Source organism: Phenylobacterium sp. (assembly GCF_025351295.1).
Taxonomy (GTDB): Bacteria; Pseudomonadota; Alphaproteobacteria; order Caulobacterales; family Caulobacteraceae; genus Phenylobacterium.
In genome coordinates, this window is record NZ_JANXWD010000012.1 from 24,267 (window position 1) to 41,496 (window position 17,230).

Annotated in this window: 9 protein-coding genes; 4 read left to right on the forward strand and 5 right to left on the reverse strand. The window is 68.5% G+C overall.

The window, feature by feature from the left end; genetic code table 11:
* Nucleotides 1-11 precede the first annotated feature (11 nt).
* Nucleotides 12-1,499, reverse strand: coding sequence for a ShlB/FhaC/HecB family hemolysin secretion/activation protein (locus Q0R13_RS01705; RefSeq protein WP_293898519.1), 1,488 nt, complete (start codon nucleotides 1,497-1,499; stop codon nucleotides 12-14).
* 501 nt (nucleotides 1,500-2,000) lie between these two features.
* On the opposite strand from Q0R13_RS01705, the gene Q0R13_RS01710 reads away from it, so the two are divergent.
* Genes Q0R13_RS01710 through Q0R13_RS01725 form a run of 4 tightly spaced genes read left to right on the forward strand, consistent with a single transcriptional unit; the run spans nucleotide 2,001 to nucleotide 11,197 of the window.
* Nucleotides 2,001-3,347 carry a multiheme c-type cytochrome gene (locus Q0R13_RS01710; RefSeq protein WP_293898522.1) on the forward strand — a complete coding sequence of 449 codons (1,347 nt, stop codon included), beginning with the start codon at nucleotides 2,001-2,003 and terminating at the stop codon, nucleotides 3,345-3,347.
* A 5-nt stretch (nucleotides 3,348-3,352) separates the two neighbouring features.
* The gene (locus Q0R13_RS01715; protein ID WP_293898525.1) at nucleotides 3,353-5,287 is read left to right on the forward strand and encodes a heme-binding protein; all 1,935 of its coding nucleotides are present in this window, start codon (nucleotides 3,353-3,355) and stop codon (nucleotides 5,285-5,287) included.
* Nucleotides 5,288-5,289: 2 nt separating this feature from the next.
* Nucleotides 5,290-7,173, forward strand: a complete 1,884-nt coding sequence (locus Q0R13_RS01720) for a hypothetical protein (RefSeq protein ID WP_293898528.1) — start codon at nucleotides 5,290-5,292, stop codon at nucleotides 7,171-7,173.
* A gap of 7 nt (nucleotides 7,174-7,180) precedes the next feature.
* On the forward strand, nucleotides 7,181-11,197 hold the full coding sequence (locus tag Q0R13_RS01725) for a hypothetical protein (protein ID WP_293898531.1): 4,017 nt from the start codon (nucleotides 7,181-7,183) through the stop codon (nucleotides 11,195-11,197).
* A 133-nt stretch (nucleotides 11,198-11,330) separates the two neighbouring features.
* Here Q0R13_RS01725 and Q0R13_RS01730 read toward each other — a convergent pair whose 3' ends face one another.
* From Q0R13_RS01730 to Q0R13_RS01745, 4 genes are read right to left on the reverse strand one after another with little or no spacing between them, the layout of a single operon-like run.
* Nucleotides 11,331-13,196, reverse strand: coding sequence for a CHASE2 domain-containing protein (locus tag Q0R13_RS01730; RefSeq protein WP_293898534.1), 1,866 nt, complete (start codon nucleotides 13,194-13,196; stop codon nucleotides 11,331-11,333).
* A 28-nt stretch (nucleotides 13,197-13,224) separates the two neighbouring features.
* The gene (locus Q0R13_RS01735) at nucleotides 13,225-14,085 is read right to left on the reverse strand and encodes a phosphodiesterase (RefSeq protein ID WP_293898537.1); all 861 of its coding nucleotides are present in this window, start codon (nucleotides 14,083-14,085) and stop codon (nucleotides 13,225-13,227) included.
* Between the two features lie 23 nt (nucleotides 14,086-14,108).
* Nucleotides 14,109-15,542, reverse strand: a complete 1,434-nt coding sequence (locus tag Q0R13_RS01740; protein WP_293898539.1) for an aldehyde dehydrogenase family protein — start codon at nucleotides 15,540-15,542, stop codon at nucleotides 14,109-14,111.
* Between the two features lie 23 nt (nucleotides 15,543-15,565).
* A complete protein-coding gene (locus tag Q0R13_RS01745; protein ID WP_293898541.1) occupies nucleotides 15,566-17,212 on the reverse strand; it encodes an acetolactate synthase large subunit in 1,647 nt (548 codons plus the stop codon).
* Nucleotides 17,213-17,230 lie beyond the last annotated feature (18 nt).

Sequence of the window (17,230 nt, forward strand, 5' to 3'; positions counted from 1 at the left end):
CCCCCGTCGCATCATAGCAGACTTGCCGTGAGCTGGATCAGCACACGGTCGCCAGGACGCGAACCGCCGGGACGCACGGCGTCCAGCGGGTGGGCATAGGTGACTTCGACATTGGCGCGGTTGAACAGGCGGAACACCACGCCGGCGCCGACCGACTTCAGGGTCCTGCCAGTTTCGATCTGCAGCGCCGCGGCGTGGTTGTTGGCCACATAGCCGGCGTCGAAGAAGGCGTAGGGCGCGACCTGCACCTTGGGATGCAGCTGCAGCGGGCCGTAGCGCAGCTCGAACGCGGCGGAGACGCCCTTGTCGCCCAGCAGCGCCGCCGGGTCGTAGCCGCGGCCGACGGTGAGCCCGCCCACCGAGATCTGCTCGAACGGCAGCAGCGAGCTGCTGGAATACTGCGCCTGGCCGCGGACCGAGCCGGTCAGGCGCCCGGTGATCGCGATGTCGAGGCCGCCCTGGCCCTTGACCACCCAAGCGTCCGGCTTGGCCGCCGCCCGCGTCAGCAGCGCGTCGCCCGCCTCGCTGCCGCCCAGGAACGAGACGCCCTTGCGCAGGCTGATTGCGCCGCTGGCCAGCACCGGCCGCTGAGCGAGCTCGGTGCGGTAGTCGCCGTCGGCGCGCAGGTAGAACACCCGCAGCTTGTCGTGGCTGAGCGGCGTCCCGCCGGCCACGTCGGTCTTCTGGTCGATGATGTCCAGGCCGCCGGCGAGGTTGAGGTTCCGGTTGCGCGAGCGGACGATCGGATAGGCGCCCTCGAGGTTGCCGACCACCGACTTGCTCTTCAGGTCCAGCGGCTTCAGCACGTCGCCCGGCCGGCTCTCGCCATAGGTCAGCGAGCCGCGGGCCACCGCGCCCTCGGCCCCGAAACGGGCGCTCTCGGCCAGCTGGACCAGCCACTGCTCGTTGGAGTCCAAGGTGTGGAAGGCGGTCAGCGCCGTGCTCTCGCCATAGGCCGTGTAGCCGGCGAGCTCGCCCCGCACGAGGCCGCCCCAGCGGCCGACCTGCTTGGAGCCGGTGTTCTGGACGTTGGCGAACACGTCCGGCCCCTCGCGGGTCACGGTCAGGTCGATATCGACGGCCCCGCGCTCGGGGCTGGTGGAGGGCCGCACGGCGGCGCGCACCCGCACGCCCGGCACGTCGGAGGCCAGCAGCAGGTAGCGCTGGGCCCGGGCCATGTCGAAGGGCTTCATGCCGCGCAGCTTCTCGGCGTAGCGCTCGACCGCCGCCTGCGCCTTGCCGACGTCGCCGCGCACCCGGACGTTGACCACGTGGGCCTCGACGACCTCCAGCACCAGGGCGCCGCCGGCGATCCGCTGCTCGGGGATTTCGATCCGGGCCAGGATGCCGCTGTCGAAAACGATTCGCGCGGCGCGGTCGCGGATGGCGCAGATCACCGACACCGGCTGCGGCTTGCCGATATATTCGGCATAGGCGTCGCGAAGCTGCGCATCGCTGAGCGCGGTCGCACCCCTGAAGGCGACGGACGACAGGGTCACCTGAACCGTCGAGCCCTCAAGCGGGCAGGGGCCGGGCGGCTCCGGCGCGAAGGCCCCCGTCGCGCGCCTCGGTGGCGGACGCGAAACGCGGGCGGCGGGATTGAGTTCGGCGGCGCTGGTCCCGGGAGCCGCCCCCGAAGGCGGCGGCGGCGATTGGGCCCGGGACACCGCCGGCGGCCCCAGCGCCGTGGCCGCGAGCGCGATCAGGCCGACGCGCGATCCCAGGCCGGCGCGATGCGCCTTTCCCTCACGCCCAGACATCAAACGCACCCCAAACCCCAAGTTCCCGAACCCTAGCACCTACCGGATATCATGGTGTTAAGCGCTGACTCTGTGCAACCGTCTACGCCGAGGGGGCTAGGCGCCGGCCCCGGGATTTGGTCCGATCCGGGCTTATTCAGGCTACCTAAGCCGGAATGAGCCCGCTAAGACTGTGGGGGCTGCGCCGGGGGAGGGACAATGGGGGCTGCACGAGCGTCGCGAGTGATCGGCGCGCTTTGCGTGACCGTTGCCATCGCCGTATCCGCGTTCGCGGTCCTGGCGGGCCGCGCGGCCGTGGCTGCGCCGGAACCGCCGGCCGGCCATGGCGTCCATGAGGGGGTCGCCTCCTGCGCGGATTCCAGCTGTCACAGCCGCCAGGTCGATTCGGGCGTCACGGTGCGGCAGAACGAACTGATCACCTGGCAGGACCCGTCCAGCCCGGCCGGCGCCCACAGCCGCGCCTGGCGCGTGCTGACCGAGCCCCGCGCCCAGGCCATCGCCCGCAAGATGGGGCTGGGCCCCGCGCAGAGCGCCAAGGAATGCCTGGGCTGCCACAGCGATCCGGCCCCCGCGGCCCTGCGCGGCGCGAAGTTCCACATCGAGGACGGCGTCGGCTGCGAGGCCTGCCACGGCGGTTCGTCCGGCTGGCTCGCCAGCCACCGCACGGTCGGCGGCAGCCATGCCGCCAATGTGGCGGCCGGCATGCGCCCGCTGGAGAACCCCAAGGAACGCGCCAGCCTCTGCCTGGACTGCCACTTCGGCGGCTCCAAGCCCGGCCAGTTCGTCACCCACCAGATCATGGCCGCCGGACACCCGCGGGTGTCCTATGAACTCGACCTGTTCTCCAGCCTGCAGCAGCACTGGGACGTCGACGCCGACTATGTGAAGCGCAAGGCCTACGCCGGCGGGGTCAAGACCTGGGCGGTCGGCCAGGCCATGGCGGTCGACCGCGCGCTCAGCCTCTATTCGGAACCCGGCCGGGGGCAGGGCGCCTTCCCGGAGTTCTACTTCTTCGACTGCCACAGCTGCCACCGCGAGATCAAAGACGACCCGACGGCGCGCCCGAAGTGGCAGGCCAATCCGGGCCGGCCGATCCCGTCCGGCCAGCCGCCGTTCAACGACGAGAACATGATCATGCTCTCGGCCGCGGCCCAGGCGGTCTCGCCCAGCCTCGCCGCCCGGTTCGACGCCGACTCCAAGGCCTTCCACGCCGCCCTGGCGCGAGACAAGGGCGAGTCGGTGCGCGCCGCCGGCCGGCTGGCGAGCTCGGCGCGGGCGCTCTCCGACGCCTTCGCCGGCCACGCCTTCTCCCGGCGCGAGACCCTAGCGATCCTGGACGCCGTGCTGACCGGCGAGGTCTCGCGGCGCTACACCGACTATACGGGCAGCGCCCAGGCGGTGATGGCGGCCGACACCCTGCTGAACGCCCTGGTCAGCTCCGGCCAGGCGGATCGCGGCGCGGTCGACCGCATCCGGCCCAGCCTGGCTGCGGCCTATGCCCAGGTGCGCGAGCCCAACGCCTACAAGCCCGAGGCCTTCCGCGCCGCCCTGACCGAGGTCGCCCAGGCTGCGAGGTCGCTGAAATGAAGGTGGTGTCGCGTCTGGCCGTGTTCGTGGCCGCTTTGGCGCTCGCAGCCTGCGGGGGGGGAGGCAGCGGCAGCAGCATTCCCGTCGTCGCGCCCACGCCGCCGCCGGCCGCCGGTGTCTACACTCTGCCCGGCGCGCAATCGCTCTCGGTCGCCGACATCCAGCAGATCCTGGCCCAGGCCGTGGCCGAGGCGAAGGCCCGCAACCTGCCCGTGGTGATCGCGATCACCGACCGGCCCGGCAATGTGCTGGCCGTCTACAGCATGGCCGGCGCCAAGCCGACCACGCTCACCCGGCCTGGCCCCACCGGCGTCAACTCCGACGCCCAGGGCCTGGTGGTGCCGGCGGCCGGGGCGGCGATCGCCAAGGCCATCACCGGCGCCTATCTGTCGTCCTCCGGCGGCAACGCGTTCTCGACCCGCACGGCCAGCCAGATCGTCCAGGAACACTTCCCGCCCAGCCCCTCGACCGTCGGGCTGGAAGCCGGGCCGCTGTTCGGCGTGCAGTTCTCGTCGCTGCCGTGCTCCGACGTCACCACACGGACCGCCAACACCACCGTCGGCCCGCGCCGGTCGCCGCTGGGCCTCTCGGCCGACCCCGGCGGCTTCCCGCTCTACAAGAACGGCGTGCTGGTCGGCGGTATCGGGGTGGTCGGCGACGGCGACTACGGCTTCGACAAGAACATCCTGGACGTCGAGGACGACGCCGAGGAGGCGATCGCCATCGCCGGCACCACCGGCTTTGACGCGCCCATCGCGCAGCGCGCCGACCGGATCACCGTGGACGGCACGGCGCTGCGCTACACCGACACCACCGACGGCTCGCTGAAGACCACGCCGGCCAGCGCGCCGGCCTTCGCCAGCCTGCCGGCCGGGACGGGGACCTTCACGGCGGTCGCTGGCTACTATCCTGGCGGCGGGGCGCTGGCCGGCACGGTCTATGGAACCGAGGCCTCGGGCCTGCGGCTGGCCACCACGGCCGAGTTCTCGATCCCCAGCTCGATGGTCCTGACCAACGGCTCGGGCCAGAACCGCTTCCCGATCCGTGGCGGCACCGACGGCGCCGACGGCCTGGCGCCGCTGACCGACACCGAGGTGCGGGCGGTGCTGGAGGAAGCCTTCACCATCATGAGCCGGGCGCGCGGCCAGATCCGCCGCCCGCTGGACAGCCGCGCCCAGGTGTCGATCACCGTGGTCGACAGCCGCGGCCAGATCCTGGGACTGGTGCGGGCGCCCGACGCCCCGATCTTCGGCATCGACGTCTCGGCCCAGAAGGCGCGGACGGTGGCGCTGATGTCCGGCCCGAACGCCGCCTCGGACCTGCTGGCCGATCCGGATTCGGATGTCCGCGGCTTCGTCCAGAAGGCCCGCGACTTCGTCCCCGATCCGACCTTCCTGACCGGCAAGACGGCCTTCGCCGCCAAGTCGATCGGCAACCTGTCGCGGCCCTATTTCCCCGATGGCGAAGTCGGGCGGCCGAACGGGCCGTTCTCGCGGCCGATCACTCTGTGGAGCCCGCTGGCCACCGGCCTGCAGGCCTCGCTGATCGTCACCAACCTGGCGGCCCACCTGGGCTTCGTCACCGGGGCCACGGCGACCGACACGCCCACCGTCTGCACCAACCTGCCGCAGGTGGCGCCCGGCCAGAACCGGCTGCAGAACGGTATGCAGATCTTCTCCGGCTCGGTGCCGATCTATCGCGGCACACAGCTGGTGGGGGCGATCGGCGTCTCCGGCGACGGCATCGACCAGGACGACATGATCTCGTTCCTGGGCCTCTACAACGGCGGCCAGCGCGTCGGCACGATCGGCGAGGCGCCGATGTCCATGCGTGCGGACCAGCTGCTGGTCGGACCGACCCAGACCCGGCTGCGCTACGTGGGCTGTCCGTTCGCGCCCTTCCTCGACACCAACGATCAGAACGTGTGCCAGGGGAAATAGGCATGCGCAGGTCCTCCTTCCTTGCGCTCAGCGCCGTCGCCGCCTTCGCGGGGCAGGCCAAGGCCGAGCAGGATCCGGGCCGCGCGCCGGCGGCCTCCGCCGCCGTGGCCGGACACGACGCGGCGGCCCAGGAACCGGCCCAGGCCCCCCCCCAGGTGACGGCCCCGGCGGCGGACGCCCCGCCCACCGACGACAAGCCGCTGGATGGCCGCCGCCGGCCCGGCCGCGTCGAGACCTATCCGGCGCCGATCACCCAGCAGAACCCGGGCGCCGTGCGCGCGCCGCCGCCCGAGGCCTTCCCGAAGGACGAGATCCCGGTGCCGGACCGCTGGCGCCTGGCGGGGGCCCTGGGCGTCAGTCATCCGCGCTGGTTCGACCCCTACAACCAGAACTTCCTGAAGGGCGACATCCCGATCAAGGGGACCCGCGACTGGTTCCTGAACGCCAGCGCCATCTCGGACACCGTCATCGAGCCGCGCAGCTTCCCGATCCCGGTGGGCGTGCAGACCACCGAGCGGGCCGGCAGCCTGGACGTGTTCGGCAAGAACACCAGCCTGGTCCTGGCCCAGACGTTCATCGTGGCCGCCTCGCTGGTGAAGGGCTCCACGGCCTACAAGCCGCCGGAATATGAGTTCCGCGTCGCCCTGGCGGCCCAGGACAACTACGTCGACGTACCGGAGCGGCGGGTCCTGGACGTGCGGCCCAGTCAGCCGAGCCATCGGAACGACGCCTTCATCGGGGTCCAGGAAGCCTTCCTCGACTACCACATCCGCAACGTCTCCGACCGCTACGACTTCGACAGCGTGCGGATCGGCATCCAGCCGTTCTCGACCGACTTCCGCGGCTTCCTGTTCCAGGACAACCAGCTGGGCGTGCGGCTGTTCGGCAACCGCGACAACAACCGCTTCCAGTACAATCTGGCGGCCTTCTGGCGGCTGGAGAAGGACACCAATTCCGGCCTGAATGACGTCACCCAGCGGCTGCGCGACGACTATGTCTTCGTCGCCAACGTGTACCGCCAGGACCTGCCGGTCCCCGGCCTGACCTCGCAGCTGACCGTGGTGTACAACCGCAACCGCGAGGCGGGACAGATCCACGTCGACCGGAACGGCTTCCCGGAGCGGCCGGCGCTGATCGGCAACCTGCGCGGCCGCGACTACGACGTGACCTATCTGGGCTACAACGCCGACGGCCACTGGGGTCGGATCAACTTCACCGGCTCGGCCTACTATGCGATCGGCGAGGACCGGAATTCGATCTTCACCAGCAAGAAGGCGGACATCCGCGCCTATTTCGTCGCCGTCGAGCCGTCGATCGACTTCGACTGGATCCGGGTGCGCCTGAACGGCCTCTACGCGTCGGGCGACAAGAACCCCTACGACAACACCGAACGCGGCTTCGACGCGGTGTTCGAGAACCCGCAGTTCGCCGGGGCCGACACCAGCTACTGGATCCGCCAGACCATCCCCTTCGCCGGTGGCGGTCGGGTGATCGCGATCAACAACCGCAACGGCGTGCTGAACGCGCTCCGCCCCTCGAAGGAAGAGGGGCAGTCGAACTTCAACAATCCGGGCACGACGCTGTTCGGCGTCGGCGCCGACTTCGACGTGACGCCCCAGCTGCGCATCACCACCAACCTCAACCACCTGGGGTTCGTGAACACTGCGGTCGTGCAGGCGTCGCGCCAGGAAGGCTCGATCCCGAAGTCGCTGGGCTGGGATGCGTCGGTGTCGACGATCTACCGGCCGCTGATGACCCAGAACCTGGTGTTCCGCGTCTCGGGCGCCGTGTTCGATCCGGGCAAGGGGTTTAAGGACCTGTTCACCAACGCCCAGCGCGACAAGCGCTACTATTCCATACTGATCAACGCCATTCTGACGTTCTAGGGACAAGATGCTGAAAGCGTGGGGAAAACGGCTGAGGATGGGGGCGCTGGCGGCGCTGGCCTTGCTCATGCCCTTGACGCTCAAGGCCTCCGAGCCGGAGAAGCCGGTGGCGCGTCACTATGTCGAGGCGCCGGCCGCCCGGATCGACTTCGACGACGTCCATGTGACGGACGCCAGCCGTGGATGCATCAGCTGCCACCTGAAGTCCGATGCGGCCAGCATGCACATCTCCAAGGCGGTGAAGCTGGGCTGCGTCGACTGCCACGGCGGCGTGGCCACGGTCGTGGCCCCGGCCGGAATGGACGCGAAGTCCAAGGCCTATGCCGACCTGCGCGACCAGGCCCACGTCCTGCCGCGCTTCCCCAAGACCTGGAACTTCCCCAGCTCGGCCAATCCGAAGCAGAGCTACACGCTGCTCAACAAGGAATCGCCGGCCTTCGTGCGGTTCGTGAATCCGTCGGACTACCGTGTCGCCCGCCAGGCCTGCGGCGCCTGCCACATGGAGCTGATCGAGCGGGCGGAACGCTCGCTGATGTCCACCGGGGCGATGTTCTTCGGCGGCGCTTCGTATAACAATGGTATTCTGCCGTTCAAGAACTACGTCCTGGGCGAGGCCTATACCCACGACGGCCAGCCCGCGAGCCTGAAGGCCGCCGGCGTGACGCCCGGCACCGTGACCGCCGCCGAGGCAAAGCGTGGCGCGCTGCCGATCCTCTATCCCGCGCCGACCTGGCAGGTGACGCCGCCGGGCGACATCTTCCGCGTCTTCGAGCGCGGCGGGCGCAACATCAACACCCAGTTCGCCGAGGTCGGCCTGCCCGACGCTACGGGCTCGATCCAGCGGCTGGAGGAGCCGGGCCGTCCGGACCTCAAGCAGTCGAACCGCGGCCCTGGCACCGGCCTGCGCGTCGCGATCCCGCTGCTGAACATCCACAAGACCCGCCTCAACGACCCCTTCACGTGGTTCATGGGCACCAACGACCAGCCGGGCGACTATCGCCAGTCGGGCTGCGCCTCGTGCCACGTGGTCTATGCGAACAACCGCCAGGTGAACGCCAGCCTGACCTACGCGCGGTTCGGCCGCGACGGGCAGAGCTTCACGGTCGACCCGACGATCAACAAGGAGGAGTCGGGCCACCCGATCCAGCACGCCTTCACGCGCTCGATCCCGACCGCCCAGTGCATGAACTGCCACATGCACCAGCCCAACATGTTCGTGAACACCTACCTCGGCTACACGATGTGGGACTACGAGTCCGACGCGCCCTTCATGTGGCCCGAGCGGCAGAAGTACCCGACCACCGCCGAAATCCGGAAGGTCCTGGACCGCAACCCCGAGGGCGCCGCGCCGCGCGGCAACTGGGCCGACCTCGACTTCCTGCGCAACGTCTTCGACCTTAACGGCAAGCTGAACGACACCCAGTTCGCCGACTACCACGGCCATGGCTGGAACTTCCGCGGCATCTTCAAGCGCGACCGCGAGGGCCAGTTGCTGGACGCCAAGGGCGACCCGGTGACCGCCCAGGGCCCCGCCAAGTGGCCGAAGGACCTCTATCCCAGGACCGACAAGATCGCCGACGGCTTCGTCGACACCAAGGGCGAGGACCCGGCCATCAACGCCGGCAAGGCCGTCCACATGATGGATATCCATGCCGAAAAGGGCATGCAGTGCGCCGACTGCCACTTCTCCCAGGACAGCCACGGGTCCGGCATGATCTTCGGCGAGGTCGCCAATGCGGTGGAAGTCCGCTGCCGCGACTGCCACGGCACGACGTCCGACTATCCGACGCTGCGGACATCCGGTCCGGCCGCCGACCCCAAGGGCAATGACCTCAGCCTGCTGCGCAACCCCGACGGCCAGCGGCGGTTCGAGTGGGTGGAGCGTGGTGGCCGCCAGGTGCTCATCCAGCGCTCGCTGCTGGACCCGAACCTGGAGTGGCGCGTCCATCTGGTGAAGGACTCGGTCGATCCGGCCAGCCCCGACTTCAACGCCAAGGCCGCCCGCGCCAAGCTGATGTCCAAGATCAGCCAGGACGGCAAGCCGATGGCCTGGGGCCCCGGCGTGGCCAAGGAGAATCGCGCCCATACCGAAGACAACATGGAATGCTTCGCCTGCCACACCTCGTGGACCACAGCCTGCGCCGGCTGCCACCTCCCGATCGAGGCCAACTGGAAGACCGTCACCCACAAGTACGAGGGCGAGGAGACGCGGAACTACGCCACCTACAACCCGCAGGTGGCCCGCGACGACATGTTCCAGCTGGGCAAGCACATGACGACCAAGGGCTGGACCATCGCGCCCATCCGCTCGTCCTCGGCGCTGATCCTGTCGTCGACCAACGTCAACCGCGAGCGGATCTACAACCAGCAGCCGCCGATCGCGGCGTCGGGCTTCTCCAGCCAGGCGTTCGCCCCGCACTTCCCGCACACCGTGCGCAAGACCGAGACCAAGACCTGCTCGGACTGCCACGTGTCGGCGGAGAACGACAACAACGCGATCATGGCCCAGCTGATGCTGCTGGGGACCAACTTCGTGAACTTCGTCGGCCAGAATGCCTGGGTCGGCATGGACGACGGCGTCGAGGCGGTGCGGGTCTCCGAGTGGAGCGAGCCGCAGGCGGTATTCGGTTCCTACCTGCAGAAGTACGCCTATCCGGACTTCTACAAGCTGCACGTCGACCAGAACAAGCGCGAGCTGAAGACCTGGCGGCGCGGCAAGCCGTTCGCCAAGGGCCTGAAGGGCGGCGAGGCCGAGGCCTACGAGGACATCGTCAACTCGGTCCACAAGACCGACGGCGCGGCCCACTGCCTGCAGCTGCGCGGCGAATATATGTACGTCGCCCAGGGCAAGGGCGGGTTCCGCGCCTTCGACGTGGCCTCGATCTCCAACAAGGGCATCTCGGAGAAGATCATCACGGCGCCGTTCTCGCCGCTGGGCAACAACACCCAGGTGGTCAGCAAGAACGCCACCTGCGTGGCGCTGCCGACCAACCAGAGCATCGCCCCGCTGCGCAACGAGCACATGAAGACGCTCAACGCCGGCGGCCTGCCGCGGCAGGGCGACGAGCAGAGCCTGCTCCAGGCCAACCAGGAGCAGGAGTTCCTGCCGATCTACTCCTACGCCGTGGTCACCGACTCCGAGGAAGGCCTGATCCTCATCAACGTGAACCGGCTGACCGACGGCGATCCGCGCAACAACACCCTGAAGCGGGCCGTGACCTGGAACCCGAACGGGGTGCTGAAGGGCGCGCGCCACGTCACCCTGGGCGGTTCCTACGCCTACATCGCCGCCGACGCTGGCCTGGTGGTGGTCGATCTGAAGGACCCGCTGAAGCCGGTGCTGAAGTCGGTGGTGGCCCTGCCGGACATGCGCGCCTCGGCCCTGCAGTTCCGCTACCTCTGGGTGACCGACGCCCGCGGCCTGGAGCTGCTGGATGTCAGCCACATGGATCAGCCCAGGCTGGTGGAGGGCGCCACCGTTCCCCTGGCCGACGCGCGGCGGGTCTATGTGGCGCGGACCTACGCCTATGTCGCGGCCAAGAAGGACGGCCTGGTCATCGTCGACGTCAAGGCGCCCGAACGGCCGAAGATCTACCAGAAGTTCGACGCCGGCGGCGCGCTGAACGACGCTGAAGATGTGATCGTGGGGTCGACCAACGCCTCGCTGTTCGCCTATGTCGCCGACGGCAGGAACGGCCTGAAGGTGCTGCAGCTGACCAGTCCGGCCAGCCAGCCGAACTTCTACGGCTTCTCGCCGGCCCCGAAGCCCGAGCTGATCGCCTGGGCCAAGACCGCCGGCCCGGCGATGGCGCTCTCCAAGGGTCTCGACCGCGACCGCGCGGTGGACGAGACCGGCGGCCAGATCGCCGTCTTCGGCCGCCTGGGCTCACGGCCCCTGAACCGCGAAGAGATGAACGGCTTCTTCAACGACGCCTGGGGCCGCCCGTACCGGGTCACCGACGCCCCGGACATGTCGGCCTGGATGGGCCCGCGGATCACCTCAACAGCGCAGGCCGGTCGGTAGGAGCCGCGCCGCTTCACCTTCGCGGGGAGGAGCGGGACTATGGAGAGAGCGAGCGACTCCTCGTCCATCAGGCTTCGCTTTGACGGTCTTCTCCCGCAGGGGACAGGAAGGCGCAAACTGGCCGCACGGCCGCCTACGTCGCGGGGGCGTCTTCCGTGGGGGTCGTGTAGGCGGGGATGGGGAGGGGGACGCCCTTCAGGTCGATCTCGCCGACCGCGCGGATGGGCACGTGGCGCTTGGCCAGGCGCAGGGTGTCGCCGCTGAACAGGATGCGGGTGCCGAAGGTCTTGTTGGCGGCCTCGAGCCGGGCGGCGATGACCACCACCTCGCCATAGGCCGTGTAGTTGAACCGCCGCTCGCCGCCGAAGTTGCCGACCAGGCCGATGCCCGACGACAGGCCCATGCGGGTGTGGCCGAAGTTGATGCCGCGGGCGATCATCTTCTGGCGGATCTCCTGCGCGTAGAGATCGATGTCGCGGCAGCAGGCCAGCGCCCGGTCGGCGTGGTCCTCGGCCGGCACCGGGGCCCCGAAGATCGCGATGATGCCGTCGCCGGTCATCTTGTCGATCATCGCCTCGTGCTTCCAGAGCAGGTCGATGATGCCGTCGAAATATTCGTTGATGACCCCTTCGAAGGTCTCCAGGTCCAGGCTGGCGACCAGGTTGGAGAAGTTCTCCAGGTCCGAGATCATCACCGTGATCTCGCGCTCCTCGGCCCCGATCTTCACCTCCTCGCGGCCATCGACCATCCGGTCGATGACCTGCGGCGCCAGATAGCGTTCCAGCGTCGAGGAATAGAAGGCCCGCTGGTTCTGCAGTTCGGCGGCGGCCAGGCGGCTCAGGATGAAGAAGCCGAAGGCGAACGCGATGGCCGGCGCGGTCATCGGGACCATCAGGGCGAAGCGCTGGTAGAGCACATAGGCCAGGGCCCCGCCGCCGGCCAGGAACAGCACCACGATCCCCACCGACATCCACCACTTCTGCGTCGAGCGGCCCAGCAGCGCGCCGCCGAGCGCGGCCAGCAGCACGATCAGCGAGTCCCACAGCCAGCCCGGCAGTTTTACCCGGTCGCCGTCCAGCATCTGCGACAGGGCGTGCACATGGACTTCCACCCCCGGCGTGCCCTGCTGGTGACCGGCCCGGAACCGCAACGGCGTGGCGTGCATGTCCTCCTTCGGAGTGTCCGAATCGACGGTGGCCGAGCGGGTGTTGCTGCCGATGAAGGCGATCTTGCCCTTCAGCTTGTCGGCGGGGGCGAACTCGGCGAATGCCGCGGAGAACGCCGGGCTGATCGACCCGGCGTTTTCGGCCCGCGCATCCTTGTCCGGCAGGCGGTAGCGGATCGCGAACGGCTTGGTCGGCAGCGTCATGCCCGTCGCGGCCACGCCGGTCTCGGCGGCCAGCGACCGCAGCGCGCCGGGCTTGGGATCGTAGCGGCGGATGACGTCGTCGTAGTCGGTGTGGGTGAGGGCGCGGGCGTCGGAGTAGCGCAGCTTCCTCGAGACCGGATAGTCGACGCCGGCCTTGCGGTTCGGATCGACGGCCACGATGATCGGGGCCTTCACGTTGGCGATGCGCGCTTCGAAGTCCTTGAACTCGGGGCTGTCCAGCGGGCCGCCCGACGGTCCGGCCTCCCAGGTGTCCAGCAGGTAGTCGACCGCGATCGCCTTGACGCCCTTGGCGTCCAGGCTGGCGATGAGGTCGCCCAGCCAGGCCTTGTTGATCGGCGCCAGGCAGTGGCAGGGCGAGGCGTCCGCCATGGCGGCCGTGGCCGCGTCGTCGATCTTGATGATCACGAAGTCCGGCTTGGCGGCCGGCGCCCCGGCCGACAGGCGCAGGTCGTAGGTCAGGTTCTCCGCGAACCGCATCGGGGTGGTGACGTTCAGCGCCAGGGCCGCCGCGGTCGCGGCGACCGCGACGCCGATGGTGACGACGATGTCCGCCCAGGTCTTGCCGCCGACCGCGCGAACTCGATCCGGGCCGGCTAGCAGCGCGCCCACGATCCCCCGCCGCGGCCCCGCCATGGCGCTAGGCTTGCTTCCGGAACGGGAAGTTGTAGGTGACCGCCGGCTTGTAGGAGCCGGCCAGGCAGATGTGGCTGGTCAGTTCGCCGCCCTGCGCCATCAGCAGCGCGAAGCCCGGCGGCTCCTCGACCAGGATCTCGCGGCCGTCCGGCTTGTGCATGTCGACCTCGGAGAGGTCGAGGGTCAGCTGGATCGAGGTGGCCGGCGCGGCCAGCAGGGCGTGGCCCGCGAACACGCCGGAGAAGGCGCGATGGATATGGCCGCACAGCAGCATGCGCACCTGTTCGCGGCCCTTCAGCACGTCGTGCAGGCGCAGGATCCAGGGCGACTTCGGGTCGGGGTCCATCCACTGGATGCCGCTGGGAATCGGCGGGTGATGCAAGACGACGCAGGTGGGGGTATCGGGCGCTTCGTTCAGCGTGCGGTCCAGCCAGGCGGCGCGCGGCGCGTCGTATTCGCCCTCGTTGGGCCCTTCCAGGGTGTCGCAGATGACGACACGGACGCCGGGGTAGTCGACGACGTACTGCAGGAAGCCGTTCTCATCGAGCTTGTCGCGGTATTCGGGGAACACCTCGAGGAAGGTGTCGCGGCCGTCGTGGTTGCCCAGCGCGTAGAGCACAGGGATCTCGCACCCGGACATCACCCGCTTCAGCTCGTCGTATTCTTCCTTCTCGCCGCGATCGATCAGGTCGCCGCTGGCGATGATCGCCACGGGACGCGGACGCAAGGCATGGATCGTGTTCAGGACCTGACGCAGGCGTGTTTCATTACGCCGCTGATTCAGCGCGTCTTTCTCCGTTGTCACGTGGAGGTCGGTGATCTGAGCGATCGTTAGCAAAAAGCCGCCTCCCCAAGCAGCGAGCATTGTCCCAAGTGAGATACGCAAGCTCAGCGGCGGCGGATGACCAGGTTGCGAATTTCCGTCATATCTTCCATGGCGAAGCGAACGCCCTCGCGCCCCAGGCCGGAATCCTTCACCCCGCCATAAGGCATGTTGTCGACACGATAGCTGGGCACGTCGCCGATGACGACGCCACCCACATCCAGATGATCCCACGCTTCAAGCATCTTGTAGAGGTCGCGTGTGAAGACGCCGGTCTGCAACCCGAATTTCGAGTCGTTCACCTCGGCCAGCGCGTCGCTGAAGTTGGTGAATTTCGACAGGATCGCCACCGGCCCGAACGCTTCCTCGGCGTAGAGGGCCTGCGAACGGCCGACGCCTTCCATCAGGGTGGCCTCCAGCATGGCGCCCTCGCGCTTGCCGCCGCACAGTAGCGTGGCGCCGTCGGCCTTTGCGGCCTGGATCCAGCTGTCGAGGCGGCTGGCCTCCTTCACGTCGATCATCGGGCCGACGAAGGTGTCCTCGTTGTGCGGGTCGCCGGCAATCAGGGTCTTGGCCTTGGCGACCAGGCGGTCGCGCAGTTCGTCGTAGATCGAGGCGTGGATGATGATCCGCTGCACGCCGATGCAGGACTGGCCGGACTGATAGAAGGCGCCGAAGATGATGCGCTCGACCGCGTCGTCCAGGTCGGTATCGGCGTCGACGATCACCGCGGCGTTGCCGCCCAGCTCCAGCACCACCTTCTTCTTGCCGGCCCTGGCCTTGAGGTCCCAGCCGACGCCGGGCGAGCCGGTGAAGCTGAGCAGCTTCAGCCGTTCGTCGGTGGTGAACAGGTCCGCGCCGTCACGGGTCGCCGGCAGGATCGAGAAGGCGCCCTTGGGCAGATCGGTCTCGGCCAGCACCTCGCCGATGATGATGGCGCCCAGCGGCGTGCGCGAGGCGGGCTTCATCACGAACGGGCAACCCACCGCCAGGGCCGGGGCGATCTTGTGCGCCGCCAGGTTCAGCGGGAAGTTGAACGGCGAGATGAACGAGCAGGGACCGATCGGCACTCGCTTCCACATACCCTGGTAGCCGCGCGCCCGGGGCGAGATGTCCAGCGGCTGGACCTCGCCGGTCATGCGCACCGATTCCTCCGCGGCGATACGGAAGGTGTCGATCAGCCGGCCGACCTCGCCGCGGCTGTCGCGGATCGGCTTGCCGGCCTCGATGCACAGCGCATAAGCCAGTTCGTCGAACCGCTCGGTGAAGCGGTCGACGCAGTGCTGGAGCACCGCCTGGCGCTCGTACGACGCCATCCGGGCCATGGGCTCGGCAGCCTCGACGGTCGCGGCGATGCCGGCGTCGATGATCGCCGCGTTGGCCAGGGCCACGCGGGTCGCCACCTTGCCCGTATATTTGTCCGTGACCTCCAGATCGAGGTTCGGGGTCTGGGCCTCGTTGGCGAGGTAAAGCGGATAGGAGTCCTTCAGGGCGGCCATGTCTGGTTGTCCTTTCGGCAGGCTCAGACCGCCGCGCTCAGTTCCTTGATCTGTTTGTTCAGGATCAGATCGTTGTCCGAATAGTCCACCGGGCAATCGATGAGGTTCACGCCAGGGGTATCGAGGCACTTCTTGATCAGGGCGGGCAGCGTCTCGGCGCTTTCGACGCGATAGCCGTTGGCCCCGTAGCTCTCGGCGTATTTCACGAAGTCCGGGTTGCCGTAGGTCAGCCCCCAGTCCTTGAAGCCCATGTTCGCCTGCTTCCAGCGGATCATGCCGTAGCTGCTGTCGTTGAGGATCAGCACGGTGATGTTCAGCTTCAGGCGGACCGCGGTTTCCATCTCCTGGCTGTTCATCATGAAGCCGCCGTCGCCGCAGATCGCCATGACCTTGCGGTCCGGATAGACCATCGACGACGCCATGGCCGAGGGCAGGCCCGCGCCCATGGTGGCGAGCGCGTTGTCCAGCAGTACGGTGTTGGTCATCCGCGCCGGATAGTTCCGCGCGAACCAGATCTTATAGACCCCGTTGTCCAGGCAGATGATGCCGTTGTCCGGCATCGCCTTGCGGATCTGCGAGACCAGATACTGCGGATAGATCGGGAAGCGCATGTCGCCTTCCGCCGCCGCCGTGTGGGCCACCTCGGCCGCGCGGGCCCTGTACATGTGGGAGAAGTCCCAGCCCGCCTGGGGCAGGATGTCTTCCTTCAGCTGCCAGATGGCGTTGCCGATGTCGCCGATCACCTCGTACTGCGGGAAATAGACCGGATCGACCTCGGCCGAGCGGAAGTTGATGTGGATCACCTCCGTGCCGCCGGCCTGCATGAAGAACGGCGGCTTCTCGATCACGTCGTGGCCGATGTTGACGATCAGGTCCGCCGCTCCGATGGCGCGGTGCACGAAATCGCCGGCCGACAGCGCCGCGCAGCCCATGAACTTCGGGCTGGTCTCGTCGACCACCCCCTTGCCCAGCTGGGTGGAGACGAACGGGATGCCGGTCTTCTCGATGAACTGGGCCAGCATCCGGCTGGTCATGGTGCGATTGGCGCCGGCGCCGATCACCAGGATCGGGGCCTTGGCCGCCTCGATCCGCTTGGCCGCGGCCCGGATCGACTTCTCGTCGGCCACCGGGCGGCGCGCATTGCTGCGCGGCATCGGCTTTTCGTCGCTGTGCTCGTCGGCGATGTCCTCGGGGAACTCGATGTGCACGGCGCCGGGCTTTTCTTCCTGGGCCAGGCGGAACGCCTCGCGGACCTTGGAGGGGATGTTGTCGGCCGAGGCCAGCTGGTGCGTGAACTTGGTGAGCGGCCCCATCATGGAGACCACGTCGAGGATCTGGAACCGGCCCTGCTTGGACTTCTTGATCGGCTTCTGGCCGGTCAGCATCATCATCGGCATCCCGCCCAGCTGGGCGTAGGCGGCCGCGGTGACGAAGTTGGTCGCGCCCGGACCCAGGGTGGCCACGCAGACCCCGGCCTTGCCGGTGTGGCGGCCATAGGTCGAGGCCATGAAGCCCGCGCCCTGCTCGTGCCGGGTGAGGATCAGCTGAATCTTCTTCGACCGGGACAGGCTGTCCAGGAAGTCGAGATTCTCTTCCCCTGGAACCCCGAAGACGTGCAACACGCCTTCCTCTTCCAGGCATTGCACGAACAGATCAGACGCCTTGGTCATATGTAGCCCCCATCCCAG